This window comes from Haloarcula sediminis, from assembly GCF_035656455.1.
Taxonomy (GTDB): domain Archaea; phylum Halobacteriota; class Halobacteria; order Halobacteriales; family Haloarculaceae; genus Haloarcula; species Haloarcula sediminis.
The window spans coordinates 252,139-277,654 of record NZ_JAYMGA010000006.1; the positions used below are offsets into that span (position 1 = coordinate 252,139).

Annotated in this window: 29 protein-coding genes and 1 pseudogene; 20 read left to right on the forward strand and 10 right to left on the reverse strand. The window is 67.8% G+C overall.

Going from position 1 to position 25,516, the window contains the following annotated elements; all coding sequences use genetic code 11:
• Positions 1 to 61: 61 nt before the first annotated feature.
• From VJ162_RS12135 to pfkB, 10 genes are all read left to right on the forward strand, one after another.
• Positions 62 to 457 (forward strand): hypothetical protein, encoded by a 396-nt coding sequence (locus VJ162_RS12135; RefSeq protein WP_324664582.1) that lies wholly within the window; start codon positions 62 to 64, stop codon positions 455 to 457.
• Between the two features lie 72 nt (positions 458 to 529).
• Positions 530 to 1,126, forward strand: coding sequence for a rod-determining factor RdfA (gene rdfA, locus VJ162_RS12140; RefSeq protein WP_324664584.1), 597 nt, complete (start codon positions 530 to 532; stop codon positions 1,124 to 1,126).
• Between the two features lie 371 nt (positions 1,127 to 1,497).
• Positions 1,498 to 2,643 (forward strand): PTS fructose transporter subunit IIC, encoded by a 1,146-nt coding sequence (locus VJ162_RS12145; RefSeq protein ID WP_324664586.1) that lies wholly within the window; start codon positions 1,498 to 1,500, stop codon positions 2,641 to 2,643.
• Positions 2,644 to 2,647: 4 nt separating this feature from the next.
• On the forward strand, positions 2,648 to 3,121 hold the full coding sequence (locus VJ162_RS12150) for a PTS sugar transporter subunit IIA (protein ID WP_324664589.1): 474 nt from the start codon (positions 2,648 to 2,650) through the stop codon (positions 3,119 to 3,121).
• Positions 3,118 to 3,396, forward strand: coding sequence for an HPr family phosphocarrier protein (locus VJ162_RS12155; RefSeq protein WP_324664592.1), 279 nt, complete (start codon positions 3,118 to 3,120; stop codon positions 3,394 to 3,396). Before VJ162_RS12150 ends, VJ162_RS12155 begins: the two co-directional genes overlap by 4 nt.
• Before the next feature lie 2 nt (positions 3,397 to 3,398).
• Positions 3,399 to 5,078 carry a phosphoenolpyruvate--protein phosphotransferase gene (gene ptsP, locus VJ162_RS12160; protein WP_324664595.1) on the forward strand — a complete coding sequence of 560 codons (1,680 nt, stop codon included), beginning with the start codon at positions 3,399 to 3,401 and terminating at the stop codon, positions 5,076 to 5,078.
• Entirely contained in the window at positions 5,075 to 5,524 is a 450-nt protein-coding gene (locus VJ162_RS12165; protein ID WP_324664598.1) for a PTS fructose transporter subunit IIB, read from the forward strand. The genes ptsP and VJ162_RS12165 overlap by 4 nt, the downstream gene beginning before the upstream one ends.
• 96 nt (positions 5,525 to 5,620) lie before the next feature.
• Positions 5,621 to 6,409, forward strand: coding sequence for a class I fructose-bisphosphate aldolase (locus VJ162_RS12170; protein WP_324664601.1), 789 nt, complete (start codon positions 5,621 to 5,623; stop codon positions 6,407 to 6,409).
• 3 nt (positions 6,410 to 6,412) lie between these two features.
• Positions 6,413 to 7,786: an aldehyde dehydrogenase gene (locus VJ162_RS12175; RefSeq protein WP_324664603.1), complete on the forward strand. Its 1,374-nt coding sequence runs from the start codon at positions 6,413 to 6,415 to the stop codon at positions 7,784 to 7,786.
• A complete protein-coding gene (gene pfkB / locus VJ162_RS12180; protein WP_324664605.1) occupies positions 7,783 to 8,679 on the forward strand; it encodes a 1-phosphofructokinase in 897 nt (298 codons plus the stop codon). The genes VJ162_RS12175 and pfkB overlap by 4 nt, the downstream gene beginning before the upstream one ends.
• A gap of 10 nt (positions 8,680 to 8,689) precedes the next feature.
• On the opposite strand, the gene VJ162_RS12185 is transcribed toward pfkB, so the two are convergent.
• The gene (locus VJ162_RS12185; RefSeq protein WP_324664607.1) at positions 8,690 to 9,877 is read right to left on the reverse strand and encodes an outer membrane protein assembly factor BamB family protein; all 1,188 of its coding nucleotides are present in this window, start codon (positions 9,875 to 9,877) and stop codon (positions 8,690 to 8,692) included.
• A 281-nt stretch (positions 9,878 to 10,158) separates the two neighbouring features.
• Here VJ162_RS12185 and VJ162_RS12190 point away from each other — a divergent pair, with 281 nt between their 5' ends.
• Together VJ162_RS12190 and VJ162_RS12195 are read left to right on the forward strand one after the other, a co-directional pair.
• Positions 10,159 to 10,404 carry a hypothetical protein gene (locus VJ162_RS12190; protein ID WP_324664609.1) on the forward strand — a complete coding sequence of 82 codons (246 nt, stop codon included), beginning with the start codon at positions 10,159 to 10,161 and terminating at the stop codon, positions 10,402 to 10,404.
• On the forward strand, positions 10,401 to 10,574 hold the full coding sequence (locus tag VJ162_RS12195) for a hypothetical protein (RefSeq protein ID WP_324664611.1): 174 nt from the start codon (positions 10,401 to 10,403) through the stop codon (positions 10,572 to 10,574). The genes VJ162_RS12190 and VJ162_RS12195 overlap by 4 nt, the downstream gene beginning before the upstream one ends.
• 24 nt (positions 10,575 to 10,598) lie before the next feature.
• Here VJ162_RS12195 and VJ162_RS12200 read toward each other — a convergent pair whose 3' ends face one another.
• The 3 genes from VJ162_RS12200 to rdfA (VJ162_RS12210) form a co-directional block, all read right to left on the reverse strand.
• Complete coding sequence (locus VJ162_RS12200) at positions 10,599 to 11,075, reverse strand: hypothetical protein (protein WP_324664613.1); 477 nt, start codon at positions 11,073 to 11,075, stop codon at positions 10,599 to 10,601.
• A 93-nt stretch (positions 11,076 to 11,168) separates the two neighbouring features.
• Complete coding sequence (locus tag VJ162_RS12205) at positions 11,169 to 13,046, reverse strand: archaea-specific SMC-related protein (protein WP_324664615.1); 1,878 nt, start codon at positions 13,044 to 13,046, stop codon at positions 11,169 to 11,171.
• A gap of 32 nt (positions 13,047 to 13,078) precedes the next feature.
• Complete coding sequence (gene rdfA, locus VJ162_RS12210; RefSeq protein ID WP_324664617.1) at positions 13,079 to 13,717, reverse strand: rod-determining factor RdfA; 639 nt, start codon at positions 13,715 to 13,717, stop codon at positions 13,079 to 13,081.
• 282 nt (positions 13,718 to 13,999) lie between these two features.
• Here rdfA (VJ162_RS12210) and VJ162_RS12215 point away from each other — a divergent pair, with 282 nt between their 5' ends.
• Positions 14,000 to 14,362 (forward strand): DUF5789 family protein, encoded by a 363-nt coding sequence (locus VJ162_RS12215; protein WP_324664619.1) that lies wholly within the window; start codon positions 14,000 to 14,002, stop codon positions 14,360 to 14,362.
• 299 nt (positions 14,363 to 14,661) lie between these two features.
• Entirely contained in the window at positions 14,662 to 14,925 is a 264-nt protein-coding gene (locus tag VJ162_RS12220; protein WP_324664621.1) for a DUF6684 family protein, read from the forward strand.
• Between the two features lie 125 nt (positions 14,926 to 15,050).
• On the opposite strand, the gene VJ162_RS12225 is transcribed toward VJ162_RS12220, so the two are convergent.
• A complete protein-coding gene (locus tag VJ162_RS12225; protein WP_324664623.1) occupies positions 15,051 to 15,374 on the reverse strand; it encodes a DUF7344 domain-containing protein in 324 nt (107 codons plus the stop codon).
• 196 nt (positions 15,375 to 15,570) lie between these two features.
• Here VJ162_RS12225 and VJ162_RS12230 point away from each other — a divergent pair, with 196 nt between their 5' ends.
• A complete protein-coding gene (locus VJ162_RS12230) occupies positions 15,571 to 17,523 on the forward strand; it encodes a GAF domain-containing protein (RefSeq protein WP_324664625.1) in 1,953 nt (650 codons plus the stop codon).
• Positions 17,524 to 18,052: 529 nt separating this feature from the next.
• Here VJ162_RS12230 and VJ162_RS12235 read toward each other — a convergent pair.
• Positions 18,053 to 18,193, reverse strand: coding sequence for a hypothetical protein (locus VJ162_RS12235; protein WP_324664627.1), 141 nt, complete (start codon positions 18,191 to 18,193; stop codon positions 18,053 to 18,055).
• Between the two features lie 36 nt (positions 18,194 to 18,229).
• Complete coding sequence (locus tag VJ162_RS12240) at positions 18,230 to 18,556, reverse strand: hypothetical protein (protein ID WP_324664629.1); 327 nt, start codon at positions 18,554 to 18,556, stop codon at positions 18,230 to 18,232.
• Between the two features lie 27 nt (positions 18,557 to 18,583).
• Between VJ162_RS12240 and VJ162_RS12245 the strand changes: the two genes are divergently transcribed.
• Positions 18,584 to 18,790, forward strand: a complete 207-nt coding sequence (locus VJ162_RS12245; RefSeq protein ID WP_324664631.1) for a hypothetical protein — start codon at positions 18,584 to 18,586, stop codon at positions 18,788 to 18,790.
• 144 nt (positions 18,791 to 18,934) lie between these two features.
• On the opposite strand, the gene VJ162_RS12250 is transcribed toward VJ162_RS12245, so the two are convergent.
• A complete protein-coding gene (locus VJ162_RS12250) occupies positions 18,935 to 19,387 on the reverse strand; it encodes a Rieske 2Fe-2S domain-containing protein (RefSeq protein ID WP_324664633.1) in 453 nt (150 codons plus the stop codon).
• Positions 19,388 to 19,457: 70 nt separating this feature from the next.
• Positions 19,458 to 20,351 (reverse strand): annotated as a pseudogene (locus tag VJ162_RS12255) (NAD(P)/FAD-dependent oxidoreductase); the annotation flags it as partial.
• On the opposite strand from VJ162_RS12255, the gene VJ162_RS12260 reads away from it, so the two are divergent.
• From VJ162_RS12260 to VJ162_RS12270, 3 genes are all read left to right on the forward strand, one after another.
• The gene (locus VJ162_RS12260; protein ID WP_324664634.1) at positions 20,256 to 20,492 is read left to right on the forward strand and encodes a hypothetical protein; all 237 of its coding nucleotides are present in this window, start codon (positions 20,256 to 20,258) and stop codon (positions 20,490 to 20,492) included. The pseudogene VJ162_RS12255 and the gene VJ162_RS12260 sit on opposite strands and share 96 nt — an antisense overlap.
• Positions 20,493 to 20,748: 256 nt before the next feature.
• A complete protein-coding gene (locus VJ162_RS12265; RefSeq protein WP_324664635.1) occupies positions 20,749 to 22,053 on the forward strand; it encodes a hypothetical protein in 1,305 nt (434 codons plus the stop codon).
• Positions 22,054 to 22,107: 54 nt separating this feature from the next.
• The gene (locus tag VJ162_RS12270; protein WP_324664637.1) at positions 22,108 to 23,421 is read left to right on the forward strand and encodes a cation:proton antiporter; all 1,314 of its coding nucleotides are present in this window, start codon (positions 22,108 to 22,110) and stop codon (positions 23,419 to 23,421) included.
• Between the two features lie 81 nt (positions 23,422 to 23,502).
• Here the strand turns inward: VJ162_RS12270 and VJ162_RS12275 are convergent, their stop codons facing one another.
• Complete coding sequence (locus tag VJ162_RS12275) at positions 23,503 to 23,868, reverse strand: DUF7344 domain-containing protein (protein WP_324664639.1); 366 nt, start codon at positions 23,866 to 23,868, stop codon at positions 23,503 to 23,505.
• 278 nt (positions 23,869 to 24,146) lie between these two features.
• On the opposite strand from VJ162_RS12275, the gene VJ162_RS12280 reads away from it, so the two are divergent.
• Entirely contained in the window at positions 24,147 to 25,496 is a 1,350-nt protein-coding gene (locus VJ162_RS12280; RefSeq protein ID WP_324664641.1) for a hypothetical protein, read from the forward strand.
• The last annotated feature ends 20 nt before the right edge of the window (positions 25,497 to 25,516 follow it).

Genomic DNA, 25,516 nt, shown 5'->3' on the forward strand with positions numbered 1-25,516 from the left:
CCCGCCCGAGTCCGGACACTACGGACGATACATTGAGGTGTGAACGGGTGGGGGGTCCGGTATGCACCGTCGCACACTTCTCGGGACGCTCGCGGCCGGCTGCGGGTCGGCTCTGGCGGGCTGTAGCGGGTCGACAGTCACCGGCGAGGTCGTCGCCAACGAGACGCCGCTGTCCCTGACCCACGAGTACGCGATACAGGGGACCCCCTCCGGGACGCGGCTGGTCGTCGACGTGACGGCCGAGAACGACGGCACGGACCGCATCACGCCCGAGGGGCAGGTCCCGGAGCTCGCCTGCACGTTTCTGGACGACGCCGGCGAACAGATCTATCGGACGGGCCTGCAGCCCCGGGACCCTATCCGCGTCGGCGCCACGTCGGCGTTCGAGTTCGCGCTCAGCACCCGCGTGAGCGAGACCACACGCTATGAACTCACCGCCACCTGGAGCCAAGAGTGAGACAGACCACGCTGTGTCGGACGGCGGCCACGCGGCACAACACCTTTTGAATCGCCGGCCGTGGACCTGGCAATGAGTTCGGACACCCGCTCGAAAGTCGCGCGGCTCATCGACGCCTACGAGCTCGCGCCCATCGGCGACGAGCTGGAGACCGCCTGGCTGGGAGAGGCGGGCGAGCGACAGAGCCTGCGTGACCTCGCCGACCGGTTCAACCGGGCGCTGTTGCTCTCGGGGATACGGGACGCGGGCATGGACGTCGTCGACGGCGAGGCCCGGAACTACTACCGGCTGCTGACCGACGAAGACGTGAGCGCGGGCCCGCGGGTCGAGGCCGAAAACCGGCTCGACGCGGCGGGCATCGACGTCGACGCGCTGGTCGAGAACTTCGTCACCTACCAGGCGATTCGGCACTACCTGACCGAGGTCCGCGGCGCGAGCTACGAGCGCGAGGAGCGCGACGGCGTCGACCGCGAGCGGTCCGTCATCGACCGGCTCCAGGGCCGCGTCGAGCGGGTCGTCCGCGACACGGTCGACCGCCTCGCCAAGGCCGGCCGGCTCACCGTCGGCGACTACCGGCTGTTCGTCAGCGTCGACGTGCGCTGTGAGGACTGTGGCGGGCAGTACACCGTCGACGAGTTGCTCGACCGCGGTCACTGCGACTGCGACTGACACCCGGTAGCTGTCGGGCAACGCCACAGTCCCCGTGGGGGTCACGCTCGGCGACAGGGACACCGCCGCCGACTCGGTGCTGCCGATTCCCTCGACGGTCACTACTCCGTCGGCTTCGCCAGTTCCGTCACTCCCGGTCGGCCGGCCCAAATCGTAAGCGCTGGGGCGCGCGCGACGGTGTCGCTGCCGGGCCTCGACCGTTCGTTTCCGCTTGGCTAACAGCCATATGCTTGTTAGTCAATTTCCGGCCCGGGCGCCAGAGCAGTCAGTATCAATCACCTTAATCTGGATAAAACCCAGAATCAGTCGATATCGTTCAAAAACGCTAATCTTTATGGTCGTTAGTGGATGTAGCTACTGGTGTCGCAACAATGTCAGAGAGCAACAACACCGAACGCATGCTCCGGTCGCACCTGACCTCCGTCAAGGAGGACCTGATGACCGGCGTGTCGTTCATGATCCCGTTCGTCACAATCGGTGGTATCTTCCTCGCCCTCGCGTACGCGGTGGGAGATACCGAATCAGTGTTCTCGAACACCGGCTCGGCCGGCTGGTTCCTCGCACAGGTCGGTACCGCTGGCCTCACCATCATGGTCCCAATCCTGGGGGCCTACATCGCCTACGCTATCGCGGACCGACCGGGTCTCGCGCCCGGCTTCCTGCTTTCGTACCTCATCCAGGATGGGGCCGTCGTCGCTGAGGCGGCGAAGGTCATCGGCATCTCCGGCGGCGAGGCCGGCGCCGGCTACCTCGGCGCCATCGTCGCCGGGCTGCTGGCCGGATACGTGGCCCGCTGGTTCAAGGGCCTGGACGTGCCGGAGTTCCTCGCCCCCATGATGCCCGTGCTCATCATTCCGGTGGCCACAATGGCCGTGCTGACGCCCATCATGCTGTTCGTGCTGGGCGTCCCGGTCGCGCTCGCTAACGCGGGTCTCACCGGCTTCCTTGAGGGAATGCAGGGCGGGCAGGCGATTCTCGTCGGGACGATTCTGGGCGGGATGATGGCCTTCGACATGGGCGGTCCGGTCAACAAGGTGGCCTACGTCTTCTCGACGGGGCTCATCACCGAAGGCATCTACGCGCCGATGGCGGCCGTGATGATCGGCGGGATGGTCCCGCCCATCGGCCTAGCGCTGTCGAACTTCATCTCCCCGCACAAGTACGCGGCCGAGATGTACGAGAACGCAAAGAGCGGCGTCGTGCTCGGCTTCTCGTTTATCACCGAGGGTGCGATTCCGTACGCCGCGGCCGACCCGCTGCGCGTCATCCCCGCAGTGGTGGCCGGCAGCGCCGCTGGCGGCGCCGCTTCGATGGCGCTGAACGTCACGATGCCCGCGCCCCACGGCGGCATCTTCGTCATCCCGCTGTCGAACAAGCCGTTCATGTTCCTCGCCTGTATTATCCTGGGGTCGTTCGTCACGGCGGCCGTCGCGCTTGTGCTCAAGCCCGACTTCGAGGACCGCGTCGACGCCGGCAGCGAGTCCAGCTCCGCGAGCGCATCACCGAGCGACGACTAACACAATGACAGACGCAATCACGGACGACATCGACGAGCTGATTCCGGCGAGCCACATCTCGCTGTCCGAACCACCCGCCCAGAAGGAGGCGACCATCGAGTACCTCCTCGACCTCGTCGTCGAGTCGGGCCGCGTCGACGACCGGCAGGCGGCCCTGGACGCGCTGTTGGCCCGCGAGGAGGAGACGAGCACCGGCGTCGGGATGGGTATCGGCATCCCCCACGCCAAGACCGCGGCCGTCAATCGCCCGTCGCTGGCGTTCGCCCGCTCCAATGAGGGCATCGACTTCGGCTCGATGGACGGCGAGCCCGCGACGCTCATCTTCATGATACTCGTCCCCGAGGCGGGCGGCGAGGACCACCTGCAGATTCTCAGCTCGCTGTCGCGGGCGCTGATGCACGACGACGTGCGCGAGCGCCTGCACGACGCCGACGACGAGGGCGAGGTACAGGACACGCTCCGGGAGGCCATCGCATGAGCCAGGAGCGCATCGTCGAGATCGTCCCGGAAGCGGGCCTGCACGCCCGCCCGGCGGCGCTGTTCGTCGAGGCGGTCAACGACCACGAGGCCGAGGTCGAGGCCGGCCCGCCCGATGGTGACCTCGTCGCGGCCCGGAGCATGATCGCCGTCACCAGCCTCGGCGTCGGTCACGGCGACGAGATACGGCTGGTCGCCGACGGCCCCGACGCCGAAGCGGTCCTCGATGAGCTAGAGCGAATACTGACAACCCCCGAGGACGAACTGGAGGCATAGACATGGCATCCCGCACACTCACCGGCACCGGCGCGACGCCCCGCTCGGGACTGGGAACCGTCGTCTGGTACGACCCCGAGATAACGCTCCCGGACGCGGACGAGTCCGTCGACGCCGAGGCCGAGCGCGACCGCTTCGCTGACGCCGTCGGGACCGCACGCGCGGAACTGGAGGATGAACGTGACGCCACCGCGGAGCGCGTCGGCGAGGACGAGGCCGCGGTCTTCGACGCCCACATCCAGTTCCTCGAGGACCCGACCATCAAGGAGGCGGTCGAGGAGAGCATCGAGGCGGGCCATCCCGCGGCCCTGGCCGTCGACGACGCCTTCGGCGAGCACATCGAGCAGTTCGAGGGGATGGAGGGTCGGATGGCCGAGCGCGCCGACGACCTCCGAGACGTGCGGGACCGCCTGCTGCGCCTGCTGACCGGCGGCGAGCGGGTGAACCTGGCCGACCTGCCCGAGGGCAGCGTCGTGCTGGCAGAACGGCTCACGCCCAGCGACACCGCCCAGTTAGACCCCGAGACGGTCGCCGGCTTCGCCACGGTCACCGGCGGCCGGACATCCCACGCGGCCATCTTCGCCCGGTCGCTGGCGCTGCCCGCCGTCGTCGGCTTAGGCGAGGAACTGAACGACGTGGACGACGGCACCGAGGTCGTCGTCGACGGTGACGCCGGCGAGTTGCTCGTCGAGCCCGACGACGCCGAGCGCTCGGCCGCACGCGCCGACGAGGGCGCCGACGTTATCGAGGCGACGGTCGAGACCAGCGACGGCCGCGAGATAGAGGTCGCCGCCAACGTCGGCCGGCCCGAGGAACTGGAGCCGGCCGCCGCCCGCGGCGCGGACGGCGTCGGGCTCTACCGGACCGAGTTCCTCTTCCTCGACCGGCAGTCCCCGCCCGAGGAAGACGAGCAGTACGAGGCCGTCGTCGACGCGCTCGATACGTTCCCGGACGGCCGCGTCGTCGTCCGGACGCTGGACATCGGCGGTGACAAACAGATACCGTATCTCGATCTACCGGAAGAGGAGAACCCGTTCCTGGGCGAGCGGGGCATCCGGCGCTCGCTCGACCCCGACTCGGAGCTGTTCCGCACGCAGCTGCGGGCGCTGCTTCGCGCGGCCGCCGACGGTGCCGGGGAGCTGAACGTAATGTTCCCCTTAGTCGCGACCGTCGAGGAGCTGGAGGCGAGCATCGAGGCCGTCGAGGACGCCGCCGCCGAGCTCGACGACCGCGGGGTCGACTACGAGCGGCCCTCGCTGGGCGTGATGGTCGAGACGCCCAGCGCCGTCTTCATGGCCGAGGAGTTCGCCGAGCGGGTCGACTTCCTCTCCATCGGGACGAACGACCTCACGCAGTACGTGATGGCCGCCGACCGGGAGAACGAGCACGTCGGCCACCTCCACGACCCGACCCATCCCGGCGTGGTACGCGCGATAGCCGACACCGTAGAGCGGGCCCACGCCCAGGACGCCTGGGTCGGGATGTGCGGCGAGATGGCCGGCAACCCGGACGTGACCGAGCTGCTCGTCGGGCTGGGACTGGACGAACTCAGCATGAGCGCCGTCACCATCCCCGACGTGAAAGCCGCCGTAAGCGAGACAGGGTACAGTGCCGCACGCGAGCGCGCCGACAGCGCGCTCCGTGTCGCAACGCGCAGCGAAGTCCACGACACAATCCAATGAAATTCGTCGCAGTCACCGCCTGTCCGACCGGTATCGCACACAGTCAGATGGGCGCCGAGAACCTAGAACAGGAAGCAGAGAGACGCGGTCACGACATCAAAGTCGAGATACAGGGCGCGATGGGCGCCGAAAACGAGCTCTCGGCCGAGGACATCGACGAGGCCGACGCCGCCATCATCGCCGCAGACACGTCGGTAAATCGGGACCGGTTCGAGAACCTCCCGCTCGTCAAGGGCACCATCAAGGCCGCCGTCAACGACGTGGAGGGGCTCATGGACCAGGCCGAGGCGGCCGCCGGGGCCGACGCCGACACCGAAGTCACCGTCGACGCCGACGAGACCGACGACACGGACGACAAGACCCACGACAGCGGCTCGCCGGACGTGCGCCGCGGCGGCGACCGCTCGAAGAGCCTCGTCGCCCGACTGAAACGACTGCTGAGCTGACGCCGACGACCCGTTGGCGCGGACGCCGGCTCGGCGTGGTCCCCGACGGGCCGAGTTGCACCGACCACAGAACGCACGCAACCCACACAGACACACATGTACGATTTCACCGACTCATCGCTCGTTCGCAACGACAAGACGCTAGTACTCGCTCACGACCACGGGCTCGAACACGGCCCCAAGCAGTTCAGCGGCGTCGAGGAACGCCTCGACCCCCGGGAAGTGTTCGAGATGGCGACCCACGACGCCGTCACGGCCCTCGCAGTGGGGAAGGGCCTCGCCGAGACGTACTACCCAAGCTACGAGGACGACGTGAACCTGCTGGCGAAGCTCAACGGCAGTTCGGACCTCTGGATGGGCGACCCCTACTCGCCCCAGAACTGGTCCGTCGAGTACGCCGCCGAGCTGGGCGCCGACGCCATCGGCTACACCATCTACCCCGGCGTCAACAAGGAGCCGGAGATGTTCGAGGACTTCCGCCCGGTCCAGGAGGCGGCCCGCGACCACGACCTGCCCGTCGCGATGTGGTCGTACCCGCGCGGGCAGGCCGTCAAGTCCCATCGCAGCGAGTCCATCATCGCTTATGCCGCCCGGCTCGGCCTGGAGCTTGGCGCGGACTTCACGAAGGTGAAGTACCCCCGGAGCAAGGAGGCGATGGCCCACGCCGTCAACGCCGCCGCCGACAACCGCGTCCTGCTGTCGGGCGGGTCCAAGACCTCCGACCGCGAGTTCCTCGAACTCGTCGCGGACTGCATGGACGTCGGCGTCTCCGGGCTCGCCGTCGGCCGCAACGTCTGGCAGCGCGAGAACCCCTACGACATCCTCGACAAGCTCGAAGGGGTCGTCTTCGAGGAGGCGACCGCGGACGACGTCCTGGAGGCGTGACGGATGAGCACCGCACAGACAGAGTACCACGTCCAGCCCGTCGTCGAGGGCGAGCCACTCGCCGTTGGTGACGCGGTGGACGTCAGGGACAGCGCGACCGGTGACCCCTTGGCCACGGTCGAGGTCGGCGACGAGGGGACGGTAACGAGCGCGCTGGCGGCCGCCGAGGCCGCCCGGCGTTCACTCGGCGAGACCACCGTCTCCGGGCGAGCGAGCTGGTGTGAGCGGATCGCGACCGAGCTCCGCGAGCGGAAACCGGCACTCGCAGACGCGCTGGTCCGCGAGACCGGCGTGCCGGTGACGAGCGCCCGAGCGGAGGTCGCGGTCGCGGCCGAGCAGTTCGACCGGGTGGCAGACACCCTCAGGTCGCTCACCGGCAAGTACCGCACCTGGACCACCTCGACCCGCGAGGGCGACAACTCGCTGGTGGCGGCGGCCCCGCTCGGGGTCGTTCGCTGCCGGCCGAGCGGTCGCGCCCCGCTCGCGATGGCGGCGCTCCAGGCGGCCCCCGCGCTCGGTGCCGGCAACGCCGTCGTCCTCACGCCGCCGCCGGCGGCGGCCGTCACCGTCTCGCTGTTCGCCGAGACGGTCGGGTCGACCGTCCCGACCGGGGCCGCAGGGTTCGTCCCCGCGGCGACCGATTCCGACACCGCCGACACGCGGACAGCGGACGCGGTACTCGCCGCCGAGTCGGCCGGGGTCACGCGGTTCGAGCAGTGGCTCGGCGGCGGCACCGCGACGCTCGTCTTCCCCGACGCGGACCTCGACGCGGCCGCGGCCGCGCTCACCGAGGGCGGCCCGAGCGCGGTCGACAGCCGGCTCGCCGGGGCGGGCTGTGTCATCGCCCACGAGTCGGTACAGGACGCCCTCGTCGAGCGGCTCGACGAGCGTGTGGCCGACTGGGCGGTCGGTGACCCCTTCGAGGAGTCGACGGTCGTCGGCCCGCTCCGGGACGGGGCCACGGCCCGGCAGGTAGCGCGACAGGTCGACGACGCTGTCGCCGCGGGAGCCAGGCTGGTCCGCGGCGGCGAGGTCGACGGCCGCACGTGTGAGCCGACAGTGCTCGCGGACGTGCCACGGGAGTCGGCGCTGCGGCGCGAGCCGGTCGCCGGCCCGGTCGTTCCGGTGACGCCGTTCGAGTCGACGAGCACGGCGCTTCGTCTGGTGACCGAGACCGGACCGGTCGGTCTCGCGCGCGTGTTCACCGACCGCCACAGCCTGGCGATGGACGTGGCGGACGCCGTCGATGCGGGTCGCATCGATATTCACGGCTCCGTCACTGACGACGAGGCCGGCCAGCGCGTCGGACTCGACGGCGAGGCGGCCACGGCCGCAATCGACCGACTCACGCGAACGAAACGGGTGCGAACGCTATGATAGCCACAGTCACGCTCAACCCGGCCGTCGACCAGACGGTCACGACCGACCAGCCGCTCACGCCCGACGAGGTAATCCGGGTCGACGACGCGCAGTTCGACGCCGGCGGGAAGGGTATCAACGTCTCGAAGTACCTCACCGCGATGGGGACCGAGACGGTCGCGACCGGGGTCCTCGGCGGCTTTCTCGGCCGGTTCGTCACCGAGCGGCTCGCGTCCGACGGTATCGAGGCGCGCTTTGTCGAGATCGACGGGACGACCCGGCTCAACTCGACCGTCCTCGCGACCGACGGGGAGTACAAGCTCAACCAGCGCGGGCCGACGGTCTCGGCCGCGGAGGTCGGGGCCATCGTCGAGCGGCTGTCGTCGCTGTCGCCCGACACCGTCGTCGTCGCCGGCAGTCTCCCGCCCGGGCTCGACACCGACACCATCGACCGGCTCGCCGAGGCCGGCCCCTGGAAGACCGTCGTCGATGTCGACGGGCCGCTGCTGGCCCAGTTGGACGCCGAGTACGCCCTGTGTAAGCCGAACGCGCCGGAACTGGAGGCGGCGACGGGGCTGGCGGTCACCGACGTCGACTCGGCCATCGACGCCGCCCAGAAGCTCCGAAAGCAGGGGTTCGACCGCGTCGTGGCGTCGCTGGGCGCCGACGGGGCGGTCCTCGTAAGCGAGGACAGGGTCGTCCACGAGCCAGCCATCGACTGTGAGGTCGTCGACACCGTTGGCGCGGGCGATGCGCTGCTCTCGGGCGTCCTGGCGGCTATGGATGCCGGCGCCGACGAGGCGACCGCGCTACACACCGGCGTCGTCGCCGCCGCCGCGGCGGTGTCGACACCGGGGACGAACATCCCGTCGCTGCCCGAGCCAAGCGCCAGCGGCGTCGAACTCGTCTGAGAGGGGCGAGTCAGGGCGCAGTCAGCCCGTAGACGTCGCCGGCGCCGGCGACGAAGACGACGTCGTCCACCACGGCCGGCGAAGTGGAGACCGGGCCGCCCACGGATAGCTCCCACTGGACGGTGCCGTCGCCGGTCGAGAGGATGTACAGCTTGTTGTCGTCACTGCCGACGTAGACGCTGCCGTCGACGACCGACGGGGAGGAGCGGACGCTGTCCCCGGTGGTGAACGACCACTGCTCGGTCCCGTCGCCCGCCGACAGGGCGACAACGTCGCCCCCGTCAGTCCCGACGTACACCGTGTCACCGTCGACGGCTGGCGAGGTGGAGACCGGCTCGCCCGCCCCGTAGCGCCACTGTTCGGTCCCGTCGCCCGCCGACAGGGCGACGACGTCGCCCCCGTCGGTCCCGACGTAGACGGTCCCGTCCGCCACCGCCGGCGAGCCAGTGACCGCGCTCCCGGCGTCGACGGCCCACTGTTCGGTCCCGTCGTCCGCCGACAGGGCGACGACATCGCCCCCGTCGGTCCCGACGTAGACGGTCCCGTCCGCCACCGCCGGCGTCGTCCGGACCGAGCCGCCGGCGTCTGCTGTCCACTGCTCGCTCCCGTCCGTCGCGACGGCGCTGACCGTGTCGCTGTCGCTGCCGACATACACCGTCCCGTCCGCGACCGTCGGCGAGGCCTGGACCGGCTGGCGATCGACCAGCGGGTTGTCGGAGGCGCCCGCCTCGAAGCGCCACTCCACGTCGCCGGAGCCGGCCGAGAGCGCGTACAGGTAGCCGTCGAAGCTGCCGACGTAGACGGTCCCGTCGACGACCGCCGGCGAGGAGTGGACCAGCCCGTCGGTTTCGTGGCGCCACTGCTCTCCGCCGTCGACGGCAGAAAGCGCGTAGACCGCGTTGTCGTTGCTGCCGACGTAGACGGTCCCGTCGACGACCGCCGGCGAGCTGAAGACCTGGGCGTCGGTGGGGTAGCCCCACTGCACGATGACGTTTGTCGTCGGACCGGTCTCGTCGGCAGCCGCCCCCGTGTTGGCGGCGTTGTGGCCGAACATCGGCCAGCGGCCGATGTTTTCGGGGATGGAGGGGTCGCCTGTCGGGGCCCGGGTGTCGGAGTCGTTGGAACAGCCGGCCAGCGCGGCCGCCCCAGCCGCCCCGAGAGTCGCGAGATACCGTCGCCGCGTCTGTCGCCAGGGCATGGAGGGCCCTTCCGTGTCACCCGAAATAAAGCCAACCGATACACGCCGGTGGTTTGGGCCCTGAGAGCCCACCGCCCCGCCAGCCGGTAGTCGGGACCGATATGACGCCCGCAGCGTAGCCGATAAAACGTCTCCGTCGACCTGAGCCGCCTATCTCGTCAGGTACTGGGACGTAAAATGGGGTGAAACGCGGGCGTTGCGGTGAACAGTCCTGAATCCGTACTAGGGGTCTGTCGTTTATATGTGGGTACGGTGTGACGGGGTAGATACACGACGCACCAATGTCCACGCTCGACCCCTCCACGCCGCGACTGCCCGCCCGCGCCACCGACATCGACGCCCTGCTCGGCACGGCCCGGACAGCCATCAGCGGGGCGGCCTTCTGGGCGAGCATCCCGCTCCCGCTCGTCATCCTCGCCGCCTTGCTGTCGGGCGTCGCCGCGACGACGCCGATGGCCCTCGTCGCGCTCGTCGCCCTGAACGTCTGCTGTGCCGCCCTCGGCCACTCTTACACCCCAGCCAGATGACCCTCGAACACAGACGCGAGCAACGCCTCGCCAAGACCCGGCTGTTCTGTCCGACCTGCAGCCACGAGAGCCCCCTCGGCGGCGACTGGATCGGCGACGACCGCACACCCCGTCACCGCCTGCTGTGTCCCGCCTGTGGCAACTGCGTGGTCGACCAACCGCGAGTCTGATACCCGTCCCGAGCGCACCGGGACCTAAATCAGGTTCCGAACGTACGTGAGCGCGCGCTTTGACCCCTGCCGGACCCGTTCGATAGGCGGCGTCGACGACTGGTACTGGATAGCGTTGATGTTCCGGAGAATCTCGTCCTCGTTTTCGAGGCCCTGCCGGAACGCGTCTTTCTCGAAGGACATCTGCTGGTACTTGACGTTCCCGCGCTTCTGTTCCTCCCAGCTGCGGATGCGCGAGATGAACGTAAACCGGTCGTACTCCGGGGACGCGATGACGTGCGTGTGACGGGACGTGTTCTCGGGCTGGTAGTCGTCGGCGGACTCGCCGGGTTTGGCCTCGATGACGACGATGTACTCGTCGTTACCGATACCGAGCAACCGCTCGTTCTGGGCGCCCATGCTCGGTCGTGGCTCCAGTCCCCGTTTCTCGAACGACGCCACGATATCGCCGAGCGAGTTCCAGTCGATGATGTCGGCGGCGGTAATCTGCTCGGTATTCACACGCACACTTTTCCGTCCATCCATTTGAACCTGTGGTCCGGGACAGAACCACCGCGCTGACCGCTCTTTCCCCCGCGGTCGCAGTCGTGACGGTCAGGCCCGGGCGCCGCCCATCTCGATGCGGTCGTACTCGCCGGACAGGGCCTGGGCGTCCTCCGGCAGGAGAGCGACGACGAGGTAGTCGGGGAAGTCAGCGAAGTACTCGACCAGAGCGGCGATGCGGTCGGCGTCGATGGCCTCCAGGGAGTCGAGCACCATCACCGGAACCGTCTCGTGGACGTCGTGGACGAGATAGCCCGCCAGCGCGACCACGAGGCCGACGACCTCGCGTTCCGACTCCGAGAGGTGGTCGAGAGTGTCCTCGTAGACGACGTCTTCGGCCGTCGCCCGGACCACGTGGAGGGCGAAGTCGCTCCCGTCGTCCGCCGCTGTGCGCTCGATCCAGACCCGCTCTATGTTCTCGTACCCGAGTTGGGAGCGCACCGTCTCCATGTGGTCGTTGAACGTCTCGACCGCCGACCGTTCGAGCGATTCGACGCGGGTGCGAGCGCGTTCGAGGTCGCCCTCCCGCTCGTCGAGTCGCCCCTCGATGTCCGCCAGCCGGGACGCCGCCTCGCGGACCGTCTCCAGTTCGGCCTCGACGGACGCGATCTGCTCTTCGAGCTGCCCGCGCTCGTACTCAAGCTCCGACCGGCGGCGGTACTGTTCGAGCAGGTCGCTCCCGCGGAGCTCTTCTGTGACCGCGGCGCTTTCCTCAAGCTCCTCGATGCGCTCACGCAGCTTCTCGGCCCGCGCCGAGAGCTCCTCGACCGTGCGCTGCCGGTCGGCTATCTCGGCCTCGATATCCGCCAGTTCGTCCGCCAGCGCCTCGCGCCGGTCGGTCGCCTCGCGCCGGGCCGAGAGGTCGGCGCGTCTGGACTCGAGCGTCGAGCGGAGCTCGTTCCGTTCGGCCCGCTTCTCGTCGACGACTGCCCGGAGGTCCTCGAGCCGGTCATCTATCGCCGTCCGGTCGACCGTCGTCCCGCAGGTCCAGCACTCGACCGCGCCGGGCGGTGTGTCGCTGACGCGCTCCCCGACGCCCGACAGCTCCCCGTCGTCGGTCAGTTGCTCGTTGAACTCGACGATGGAGAGGAGGCTGGATATCGTGGTTTCGAGGTCACGAACGCGGCGCTGCAGGCGCTCTATCTCGGCTTCGGCGCGGTCGGGCTCGACGTCCGGTATCGAGAGGGCCTCCAGTTTTGCCCGCACCTCGTCGCGTTCCTCGCGCAGCGAGGCGACGGCGTCGCGCTGTGTCTCCAGCCGGTCGCGGACGCGCTCGTAGCTCTCCCGGGCGTCGGTGAGTTCGTCGACGGCGTCCTCGGCGCGCTCGATGGCCTCGGCGTCCGTCTCGACGTCGTCGAGGGCCGCACGGACGGCGTCGAGTTCCGCGGTGGTGTCGGCAAGCGCCTCGCGGTGGTCGGCCAGCCGCCGTTCGAGTTCCGGGCGGCGTTCGACCGTCTGCTTTGCCGCCGCCCGGTCCTCGCGGAGCGACTCAATCTCTCGCCGGGTCCGGCGTATGGTCGCCTCCAGTTCGTCCGTGTCCACGGGCGCCATGATAAACGACCGGAGCGCCTCGGTGTCGCCACGGGCCACGGCCCGACGGGCCGGGTTGTCGGCCAGCAGGCAGCTGTACTGGTCGACGAGCATCGCCTCGTCGGCGTATGGCTCGCCACCCGCGCGGACCGCCTCGCCGTCACGCTCGAACGTCCGGGTGTAGTCGGCGCCGTCGAGCGACAGCGTCACCGAGCCCCTGTCGGCGTCGGCTTTCAGCGCCCCCGTAGAGCCCCCAAGCGCGGCGCCGATGGCCCGCAGGAGGGAGGTCCGATTCGTCGCGTTCCGGCCGGTCAACACCGAGACGCCCTCGGCCAGCGTGACCGTCGCGCTCTCGATGCCTCCCAGGTTCTCGACGGTCACCACCGTGTCTCTGTCCATCAGTATTCAGCGGGAGAAGTTGTGTACGGAACTCACTGTCGGTCACCGGTTGGGGCGTCCGTCGCGCAGTCACAGCCGCCCCGGTCGAGGAACCGCTCGACCGGATAGCTCCCGCCGCAGTCCGCACACGAGACGCGGACGACGGTGGTCACGTCGACGGCGCCACAGTGGAACCCCTCGGTGCCGTCCAGTCGTTCGATAGTCCGGCCGACGATACCCTCGCTCCGGGAGCGCGCCCACTCGATTGTCCCCTCGGCGTCGCCGACGGACAGCGAGCGCTCCCGGGTGGTGTCGACACCGAGACACTCCCGGAGGTGGGTCCGGACCGTCTGGTAGGAGACGAAGTCGCCGTCGAGTTCGGCCGGATCGACGCCGACGCGGGACAGCCAGGCCTCGGTCTCCGTCCGCACGCCGGCGCTTGCGTCCTCGCCCGTGAGGTTCCGGTAGATGGCCGCGGCGTCCCGAAACACGTCGGTGTCGGTCCCCTCCAGGGCCGCCCGGAGGACGGCCTCGTTCACGACGGTCTCCAGACGGCGGAGACTCGCGCCGTCCGCCCGGCGCTGACACAATAGCTCGTCGAGGTCGTCGAGCCCGTACTTTTCGGCCGTCCGCCCGACCTTGCACGAACAGGCCCCGGCCCGCGAGGCGCCCGCCCGGTCACCGCCGCTCATCGGCCGAGCGGAACGGGGACCCGGTCGTGTGCGTTGCGACATCTTATCACACCACCACGTTGCCGCTAGCGCCTACTTAGGTGTTGTGTCGTCCCCAGATAGGTCTCGAACGGTCCCCTACCGCCGATAGGGCCGGCTTACCCGGACTGAGCCACCGGTCGACGGGCGGGGGTGATACCGGGCTGTGTCGGCCGTTCGTAACAGCGGATTCAGTGTTAAATCTATGGGCGTACAGCGTCACGTCAGCACAACACCCTTGAAGCTAGTGACGGTAGATAGTGTATGAGCAACGACAGTTCTGGCGCGGAGACCGGCGGAGAATCACGCGAACAGGGTGTCGAGTTCGGTGACCTGACCGCGACGCTGGAGGATCACGACTACCCGGCGACACAGGAGCAGCTCCTAGAGGAGTATGGCGACGAACAGCTGGAACTGAAAGACGGCGAGGTGACGCTCGCGAGCGTCCTCGCCGAACGGGAGTCAGCCGCCGAGGAGGACACCATCAAGTACGACTCCGCCGACGAGGTCCACCAGGCCATACTCAACATGGTCGGGGACCGCGCTGTCGGTCGGACCGACTACAGCGACCGCGGCGGGTCGCTCCCGGACGAGGACGGGGAGGGAGAGAGCGACCAGTCGCTGTAAGCGCCGGGCCGACGCCTCAGAGGGGCCAACCGACACCAGATAGACGAGCCGCGTCGGGTCCGGGAGATAGCCGAGAACGACACCGAGGAGGTACACCAGCGAGACGAGTGCAAGCAGGAGGATGAGGCCGATGAGATACCAGTACGTGTCCTCGACACTCGTCACGGGTTGGGCCGCCATACGGACACATCGCCCGGCCGGGCGAAAAGTGTTTTCCAGTGACAAGTCAGCGTCGTCGGGCCGATGTCCCAGGACGTGTCACTGAAAATACTTTTCGGTGCCCGGCGCCTACGTCGGGTATGGCTGACGAACCCGTCCGTGCCGACGCCGGCGAACAGCGAGAGTGGGCCGACGTGGAGACGCTGCTCGACGTGACGGTGAACCTCATTCCAATGGGTATCTTGCTGTTTTTCGTCGCCCTGTACACCGTCTTTCGCCCCTGGGAGTGGGACCCGGCGATATTCGTGCTAATGCACTTTCTGACCGTGTTCCCGTTCCTCCTGCTGGCGCTTCTGACATACGTCTCGGCGCGGGCCATCGCAGGCGCCGAAGAGGGGACCTGACCTGTCGGGACATCGCCTGCGGCCACACGCCGCCGGCACGACCACTAGCAGTGGACGGCACCGCCAGCAGTGACTGCCCAGCGAACGACAAACGTCGTCGGAGCACCGCCTGATAGCAAAGCTCGTCAGCGCTGCTCGGCGGGCGTGGGGAGCGCCCGCGGGCCATCGAGGCTGATGCGTTTCGTCTCCCCGTCGTACTCCAGCAGTCCCGCGTCGGCCAGCATCGGGAGGTGGACGTGGTGCAATCGACAGCGGAGGTGCTGTCGGCTGTCGACCTGTCCGTGTCCCGCCCGCTGGAGACGAGCCGCGAACGCATCGAGCGTGGTATCGCCGCGACCGGCCGTTAGCAGCGACTCGATGACGGACCGTCGCTGCTCGTCTGCGAGCAGTCGGTGCCGCGTCGTTTCCTCGAGCGCAAAGACAGTGTGTCGGGGCTGGGTTCTGGTCATTCGTGTTACCCACAAGTAGCAGGACGGAGTAACGTGATCGGCCTAAACGGCTAGGCTCTGGCGGAGCCGCCGCGTCGCTGCGGGACCCAGTCACGCCGGGTAACAGAGCGGAACGACCGTGCGTGGGACGGCCCGTCCCGAATCGGACGGTCCCCGATAGCGGAACGTTCATCACCTCACAAAGATGACAGTTCGTATGAACGTCCAGGGAGTGTCCCCACAGCTACAGGAGACCCTGGCGGTCTTCGACCGGAGCCAAGCGGGCGCGCCGCTGACGACGAGCGAGGTCGCAAGCGAACTGTCGGTCCCGCGCCGGAGCACGTACGAGCGGCTCAAGCGGCTGTCCGACCGGGAGTATCTCGAGACGAAGAAAGTGGGGGCGAAAGCCCGCATCTGGTGGCGCGACAGCGGGACAACGGCCGACCTCGAACGGCGGGTATACCAGCAGGACGTGGTCACGGAGCTGGGCCAGCGCGCGCTTGCGGACCGCGACCTCGAGTCGCTCTTCCAGCAGGCCTGTGTCGGGGTCGCTGGGACACTCGATACGGACTACTGCAAAGTGCTTGACCTCGACGGGGACGGCGAAGCGTTGCTGCTACGGTCCGGCGTCGGCTGGCGGGACGGCATCGTCGGAAGCGCCACGGTGTCGGCCACCGACGACGACTCGCAGGCGGCCTACACACTTGCCACAGACGAGCCCGTCGTCGTCGGGGACCTGCAAAGCGAGACGCGGTTTTCCGGTCCAGCCCTGCTGACCGACCACGACGTGCGCAGCGGCATCAGCGTCATCATCGGTACCGCCGACGAGCCCTGGGGGATTCTCGGCGTCCACGACACCGAGCCCAGGTCCTTTGACACACACGACGTGAACTTCGTCCAGTCGGTTGCGAACGTGCTGGCCTCCGCGATAACGCGACGCACCGACGAGGAGATACTGGTCAGTCAGCGCAAGCAACTCGCCGCGCTGACCAGCCTTCAGGAGGTGGTCCGGGTGACGACGGACGCTGTCATCGACCAGTCGACCAGAAGCGAGATAGAGTCGGTCGTCTGTGAACACCTGGCAGCGACCGACTCCTACGAGTTCGCCTGGATCGGCGACGTCGACCACCGGTCACAGACAGTCCGCGTCAGGGCCGAGGCCGGCGTCGAGAACTACCTCGACGGGACCGCCATCTCGGTCGACCCGGACGACGAGCACAGCGACGGACCGACGGGACGTGCGTTCCGCACGGGCGAGACACAGACCTGCCACCACATCCACACGGACCCGCGCTACAAACCGTGGCGCGACCAAGCGGTCGAATACGGCTACCAGTCCTCGGCCGCCATCCCGATCGCCCACGAGGGGACCGTCTACGGCGTCCTGAACGTCTACACGGACCGGCCAGTGGGCATCACCGGCCGCGAACGAACTGTCGTCACACAGCTTGGCGAAATCGTCGGCCACGCCATCGCGGCGGCCGAGCGCAAGCGCGCGCTGTTGAGCGATACGGTGACGGAACTGGGCTTTCACCTGGGTGATATCGGCTCGGTGCTCGGCATCGACGACGTCAGCGGAACGGTGACTATCGAGGACGCGATTCCGGTTACCGACGGTGAGTACCTGCTGTACGGGACGGTGAGCCGGGACGGCACCGACCTCCTTTCGGCCATCGCCGACAGGCAGGACCACTGGGAAGGGGTCGAGATACACGACAGGGACACCGACGAGGAGCTTCGGTTCGAGGCGCCCCTGCGGGACCCGCCGCTGCTTACGGCCCTGGCGAACACCGGCGGCGTGCTCGTCGAAGCCGGTATCGAGGGGGGAAACTACCACATGACGCTGCAGTTCCCGCCGAGCGGGGACGTACGGAGCGTCACCGAGACGATACAGGCGGTGTACCCCGACGCGGAGATGCTGACCCGGCGCCAGACCACACGGGAGGGGACACAGGCGTCGACAGTGGTGCGCAAAATCGGCGCGGAGCTGACCGAGCGCCAGTCGGTCGTCCTCCGGACGGCGTACCACGCGGGCTTTTTCGAGTGGCCCCGGACGGTCTCCGGCGAGGACGTCGCCGACTCGCTGGACATCGCGCCGCCGACCTTCCACCAGCACCTCAGGAAGGCGGAGAAACACGTCTTCGATGCGCTGGTCCCGACCCTCCTGTAACCGAAGCTTGCCGGAGCGGTATCGCCGACTGACACCGGTTACCGGACGAGCACCGGCCACCGCAGTAAGCGCAGGTTCCGCCGACGGGCAGCCGGAGAGTCAAAACGGGACGCGGACTCGCCCGCAAGCGACGTGGACCGTCGGTCACGCCTGGCAGAACGGTGACGTAAGACCGGTGTGTCAGAGATTAAATCCCGAAAACCCGCGAGTAGCGCCGTCTTGACCCGGATAGTCGGCGTATACGGTGGTGAACTGTCGCAACGGGTTTATCAGGACCAGTCGTTCCGTCGGACGGGAGCCGCGGCGAGTCACCGACGCCCCGTCCCTCTCAGAGCGTCACGTAGACGAGGCAATCGGGTCACCGGGGTAGTCACCGCCGCATCCCAGCAACTGAACCATGAACGTCCAAGAAAATCAGCAGCACGGGCAGCGACAGCACGGCCAGCGGTCCGACCAGCAAAATCAGGGTCTCACCGAGGAGCAGGGTCTCGGGCAGAGTTCCATCGTCGGTCAGGAGTCGACACAGCAGCTATCGAGTCAGTTCCAGCCCCGGGAGACCGAGCACCAGCAGTTCCAGCAGCCCCAGCGCCAGCAGTCCCAACAGCGGAGACAGCCACAGACACACCAGTCCCAGCAGCCCCAGCGTCAGCAGTCCCAGCCGCCACAGCAACAGCCCTCACAGCAGATGGGACAGCAGCGCCAACAATCACAGCAGCAGATGGGACAACAGCGCCAGCAGCCACAGCAACAGTTCCAACAGCCACAGCAACAGACGGGACAGCAGTACCAGCAGCCACAGCAACAAAGCCAGCAGCACCAGCAACAGAACCAGCAGCCACGACAGCAGAACCAGCAGCCACAGCAACAAAGCCAGCAGCACCAGCAACAGAACCAGCAGCCACGACAGCAGAACCAGCAGCCACAGCAACAAAGCCAGCAGCACCAGCAACCACAGCAGCGGCTCCAACAGTCTCAGCAGCACCAGCAGCAGACAGGACAGCAGCCACAACAGCAGATAGGACAGCAGCCACAACAGCGGACAGGACAGCAGTCGACACAGATGGGACGGCAGCCACAACAACAGACAGGACAGCAGCCGACACAGCTAGGCCAGCAACCACAGCAGCAGTCTCAACCGCCACAGCAACAGCCGTCCCAGCAAAGCGGTCCCCAGCAGTCCACCAGCCAGCAGGGCCGACAGCCCTCACAGCAGGGCAGTCTCAAGCTCCAGCAGCGACCGCGGGAACAGCGGTCCGAGCGGTACTGAGCAGGTCGCCCCACAAGCGCGCCGGCGTGTGCGACGCGACGGACAACAGGTGACAGTGACAGCGTCGGACACTGCGACACCTGAGCCGCCCAGGGCACGACCCACGGGTAGCCGCCAGCCAGAGCGGGCAGGCGGCAAACGGCATCAGGAGTCCGGTTCGGACGCGAGCCGGACGTCGGCGAGCCCGTCGACGGCGGGCGTGTCCAGCACCTCGCCGTCGACGTCGAACCGGGAGCCGTGACACGAGCAGTCCCAGGACTGCTCGCCGTCGTTCCACGAGACGAGACACCCCATGTGCGGACAGACTGCAGAGCGGGCGTGAACCTCGCCGTCGCTGTCCCGGTACACCGCGACCGGGTCGGTGTCGGTCTCGTAGACACCGGCCTCGCCGGGGCCGAGGTCGACGCCCTCGAAAGGCGGCTTGCTCCCGAGATAGTCCTCGGCGTACTGTCCCAGCACGTGTCTGGTGTGCGAGGCGAGTGCTGACTTCGAGGCGAGTGGCTTGAACCGGTTCGGGTCGAACATGTCGCCCCAAGCCGACCCCCGGTCCAGAATCTCGTCGGCCAGCAGCCGCCCCGCGGCCGTCCCGTTGGTCATCCCCCAGCCGCCAAAGCCCGTCGCGACGTAGACGTTCGAGAGATGGGGGGGCGGCTTTGCCGACGAAGGGTACCGAGTCGACCGAGACGTGGTCCTGTGTCGCCCAGCGGTACTCGATGGACGCGACGTCGAATCGGTCGCGGGCCCGGCGTTCGAGGCGTCGGTACCGCGCTGCCGTGCTGTCGGCGTCCCCGGTACGGTGGGTCTGGCCCCCCAGCAGGACGAGCGACTCGTCCGTGGCGTGGGGACGCACAGAGAAGTGTGGCTCGCCGGGGCGGTAGTACAGCCCGTCAGGGGAGTCACTGGCGAGCCGGGCCGCGACGACGTAGGAGCGTTTGGGCCGCAGCCGCGAGAAGTACAGCGCGTCGTCCGCCACCGGGAAGTGGGAGGCGACGACGACGTCGTCGGCTCTGACGGTCCCGCGGTCGGTCGAAACGCGACAGGGGGCGCCGTCCTCGACATCCTCGACCGTCGTCCCCTCGAAGACGTGGCCTTCCCCCGTCGCGACGCCCCGTGCGAGTTCGAGGAGGTACTGCCGCGGGTGAGAGTACGCCTGGTCGTCGAGTCTGATGGCGGCCCCGACACCGTAGGGGAGTTCGGTCTCCTCGACGTACCCAGCCGGGAGGCCGAGCCGTCTGGCAGCATTTACCTCCGCCCGGATCTGTGAGCGGTCGCCGTCCGGCCCCAGGTAGGTGTACGCCGGCGCGCGACCGAACCCACAGTCGATATCGCGGCGCTCGACCGTGTCGGCGATGGCCTCGACGGCGCGCTGGTTCGCAGCGGCGTACTGGCGGGCCTTCTCCTCGCCGAAGCTGTCGAGGAGTTCGTCGTAGACGAGTCCGTGGAGCGAGGTGACCTTCGCGGTCGTGTGCCCGGTGACACCGTCGAGGATGCGGTCCCGTTCGAGCAGTGCGACGGTCTGGCCGGCCCCATCGAGCCTGGCGGCGGTCGTGACACCGGCGATACCGCCGCCGACGACGGCGGTGTCGACGGCTCGGTCGCCATCGAGCGGGTCGTAGCCGGTCCGGTCGGATGTCGCTTTCCAGACGGGTTCGTGTCTCCCTTCGAGGGACAGAGCGGAGGCGTCCATAGAAGTAGCCGGTAAACGTACCGGCGTGAGGTCAAACTGCTGCTGGCAACGGCCGGGGAACAGGCGCCGTCGGGGCCGCTTGGACGCGCAGGGCTTGCAACTGCCGGCAGTGGCCTCTCGGCGGTCCTGTTCGAAGGCGTGTCACGATGGGCGACACAACAGCGCCAGGTTCCCAGTGGGACACGTCGGAAGCGACTGAGCGCCGCGTCGGACACGCTCTGACGCCGCTCTGTAGACGGGGGCCGCCCGCCGAGGAGACAACGGCGCGTCGGTGGGGACACCCAGCGACGGGACAACCGGCGAGCCCGCGACCGCGCTGTTTGCGGGTGTCAGCGTGAGCGCCGGTGGGTCCCAACGAGCGCCGGCCGTCGGGCCGCGAGTCCAGACGGCGGACGCGGGTATGACAGCCGACGCGGGACGGTCCGGGCGTCATATCGGTCGGGTAGTCACGGCCCCGCTGTCGGCTGTCAGGGCGGTACTGTGGTCGAACCGAATCACGAGATGGGTGGTGTTCCGGGGCCGGCGGTCGGTGGTATCCATCGCGTTGCTCGGGGCCGTGTTCGTCGCGTTCACCTCGCTTGCGCTCGTGCGACCGCTCGACACCCAGCGGCTCCTCTCGGATACGGCGACGGTCAGAACGCTGTTTTCGGCGCTGCTGAGCGGGGCCATCCTCATCGTCTCCGTCGTCTCCTCTATCAGCTCCGTCGTCCTCTCACAGGAGATAAGCGACATCGAGACGACACAGGAGCGCATCGACGCGTCCATCGACTTTCGCCGCCAGGCGGCGGACCTCGCCGACATCGAGGGGAGCCCGGGCCAACCGGCCGCGTTCCTGGAGGTCATCCTCTATACGATCTACCGGGAGACACGGGAGCTCCAGCGAGTGGCCGAGCGCAGCGACAACGACGAGTTCAGCCGGCAGGTCCAGGACTTTACCGAGACAGTGCTCTCGGCGGCAAAGCAGGCCGGAACGACCCTCGACGGCGCCCGGTTTGGCACGTTCAAGGTGCTCTCGGCCGGCCTGAGCTACGACCACTCCTGGCAGCTCAACACCGCCCGCCGGATACAGAACCGGTACGCGGACACGCTCACGGAGTCCGAGTCGGCAGCTCTCGACGACCTGATAGACACGCTGAAGCTGTTCGCGACGGGACGGGAGTACTTCGAGTCGCTCTACTACAAGCGCGAGGTCGCCCGGCTGTCGGGCATGCTCCTGTATGTCTCGCTGCCGGTCATCGTCGTCATCTCGTATCTCATGCTCGCGATGGACGCTGACCTCGTCCCGGAGTTTTCGGTCGGACTGCTGTCGGGCCAGGCGCTGGTACTGCTTGCCGTCTACACCCTCTCGCTGGCACCGTACGTCGTCCTCACCGCCCACGTGCTCCGCATCGCCGCCATCACGCTACGGACACTCGCCGCCGGCCCCTTCACCATCGGGTCCGGAAGCGACCACGACGGAGTGGAGTCGGAGCTCGACATCGACCCGGAGAGCTGGGAAAGCGACACCGCCGGCGGGTCCGAAAGCCGAGCACCCGACACGACGACCGACGAGGGAGGTATCGACGGTGACCGATAAAGCCGGCGTCGACGCCGACACGACCCCCTTCCTGTCAGGGACACAGGGATATCTATGGCGGCTTACGAGATAGCGCTCCTGGTGACGGGGTTCGCGATACTGGGTGCCGTCGTACTGCCGCGAATCCTGGCGGACAAGCCGATGTCGTTCCCGCTCCTCTATGTCGGTCTCGGGGCGCTTGTCTTTTGGCTTCCGACCGGCGTCACCGTCCCCGACCCGGTCACGAACCCGAACGCGACCAGACGGCTGACGGAGCTCGTCATCATCATCTCCCTGATGGGCGCCGGCCTGAAGCTCGACCGCCCCTTCGACTGGCAGGCCTGGTCACCGACCTGGCGCCTGCTGGCCGTCGCGATGCCCCTGACTATCATCGCTGTCAGCCTGCTCGGATGGGGGATGCTCGGACTCAGCGTCCCGGTCGCGGTCCTGCTCGGGGCCGTCATCGCGCCGACGGACCCGGTACTTGCCTCCTCCGTCGAGGCGTCACCGCCGGAAAGCGACATGGACGAGGAGGTCGACCCCACCGAACAGGAGGGCGCGATTCGGTTCGCACTCACCTCCGAAGCGGGACTGAACGACGGGCTCGCCTTTCCGTTTACCTACCTCGCCGTCGTGATGGCCGGCGCGAGTCAGTCACCGTTCCGGGGCGGCTGGCTCCTGGAGTGGCTCGGGTTCTACGTCGTCTACAAGATAGCCGTCGGCGTCGTCGGCGGGGTCATCGTCGGGTACCTCATCGCACGGTTCATCTTTGGCCGACCGTCGAGTAACCAGCTCTCCCGGGTGATGGAGGGGGCGGAAGCGCTCGCGGCCACACTGCTTGCCTACGCCGCCACGGAACTCGTCGCCGGCTACGGGTTCATCGCGGTGTTCGTCGCCGCACTGGTCATGCGCCACTACGAGTGGGAACACGCCTACTACCAGCATCTCCACGACTTCGCCGTGGTGGTCGAGCGGCTGCTGATGGCGACCGTCCTCGTGCTGTTTGGCGGGGTGCTGGTTCAGGGGCTGCTCGCGCCGCTGACGCTGATCCACGTGGCTGTCGGGCTCGCGATACTCCTCGTTGTCAGGCCGGTCGCGGGCATGCTCGCGACCGTCGGGAGCGGCCAGCTCTTCGCCGAGCGGGCCGTCATCGCCGGGTTCGGAATCAGGGGTATCGGCTCCTTTTTTTACCTGGCGTACGCGCTCAACACGGCGTCGCTCAGTGAGTACGAACTCGTCGTCGCGGCCGAGGAGCTGTGGGCGCTCCTGGGCTTTATCGTCGTCACGTCACTGGTCCTCCACGGTATCTCTGCCGCGCCGGTGATGAACACGCTCGACCAGTTGCGGGAAGGGGACATCGGAGAAGGCGCCCCGGCGGATGACGACTGAGACAGACTGTCGTCGGTTTCGCCGACCCTCCCGCCAGCCGGTGTGTCCGGATGCCGTCCGCTGGATACGCCGACAGTGTCGTCAGTCCGGCTCGGGGTCCCCCTCACGTCGCCGTGGCTGGCTCCCGGCGGCCGGGGCGACCGACTCGTCTGTCAACGCGACCGTCCGCTGCTCGGGGTCGAACGCGACTATCCCCTGCTCGTCGAGTGTCGGTAGCAGGCCGTGGTGGAGCCAGATCTGGACGCGACGCTCGACGTTCGCTGGCACCTGGCCGGCCGCCACGCCGGTCATCCTGCCGACGATATCCCTCGATACGTCCTCGACCCCGGTCGGCCCGTCGCTCTCCCGGAGCAACACCAGGAGGTGTTTGCAGTGTGGGTCAGAGAGGAGGTCGGCGAGCGTCTCCTGGGACGTGGCGCCGTCAGTAGCGGAGAATCGTGCGTTCATATCTGTCGGCTGTTCGCTACTCCGTCGACATATGTCACTGACGTGGCTACATAGATAGGACGAGCGTCTCGAATAGGTCGTAAACGTCGAGGACAGCGCCGATGGCATCGTCACACGGCGGTCTTCGATGGCACGGGACAGCCGCGACCGGTTCCGACACCTGAGGGGAAGAGCGACCCCGGTAAGATGAGCCAAAACACCCCGTAGAAGATATAAAGATACGATTACCGACTGTATCTGTCCGTGAACTTAACCGTCGGAGGGTCGAAGTGTAAACGATGTCACAGGACAGAAACGAGCACACGGAGAGTCAGGTAACGACAGACGCCGACACGATCCGGTCGTGGGCCGGGACACACACCATGGTGCCGGTCCATCGGGAGGTCGGTGACGAGCCACACCTCGAAGTCGTCCCGGAAGACGAGATACACGCGGACCACCGGGAGATGGAGTGGACGGAGTTCGAGCGCGAACTGAGAGACCGGGGTATGGTCGTGGTCCGGAGCGGCGAGTCGGCCGGAGACGTCGATGTCGTCGACCGCTCGTCGGTCATCAGCCGCGCGACAGTCGGAAGCGAGGCGGTCGAGGAGGCGCTGATAGAGGGCGAGACAGTGGAAAGCGAGATAACCGAGCGGCGGGTCGTCGAACACGTCGTCGTCGAGGAGGCGACTGTCGAGAGCGAGATCGTCGACCGCGAAACTATCCAGAGCGATATCGTCGCCGTCGACCTGCTGGCGACCGACGTAACGGAGTGTTCGGTGTCGCGGGCCGAGCCGCCCGAGGAGTCGACGACGGACCTGACCTGGTTCCAGCCGGGGACAAATCTGGACGACCCGTACGACGTCGAGATAGACGTCGACGAGCGGTGGGAGGTCACACGCGACGTCGTCGAGCGAATCACCATCGAGAGCCAGGTCGTCGATACGGACGTCGAGGAGACCGAGACGGTCGAGAGCGACACGATGCGCGAGACGGTCGATATCGAGGGTGTCACACAGACGGTACTGGAGGGCGAACTCGTCGAGTCGCCGGAGACGGCGGCGGCCGCCGTCGAACACGGCCACGTCGAGAGCCAGTTCCGCGAGGACAACGCCATCGAGACGAACCTGCTCCGGCGCCAGACTATCGACGAGGAGATGACCGTCAGCAAAGTGATAACGGGGGAGGTGTCCGACGCGGAGACCGTCAGTTCCGACGCCATCTCCCACACCGTGGTCGACAGCGAAATCGTCGAACAGGGGGAGTACGACGTGGACCTCGCGGCGACGGTCGCCGCGGCTGACACCGAGGCCACGGCGGACACGGACCCCGCCGCGGGCGAACCGGCCGCCGGCGGAGCGCCGACCGCTGACGCCGACCCGGCCGGAGACGGGGACATGAGGGTCACCCCGATGGAGGAAGACGAGGGAAAGACCGTCGTCAATCCCGACGGCGAAGAAGTCGGGATGGTCGTCGATGTCGACAACAGCCAGCTGTACGTCGACCCCCATCCGTCGATAACCGACCGCATCAGGACCGCGCTGGGCTGGAGCGACCACGACGACGACAGCTACCTGCTGGGGACTGACCACATCGACCACATCGACGACGACCAAGTCGTCCTGCGGATGGAACGCGACACAGAGTAACGCGCCGCTTTCGGTCCCAC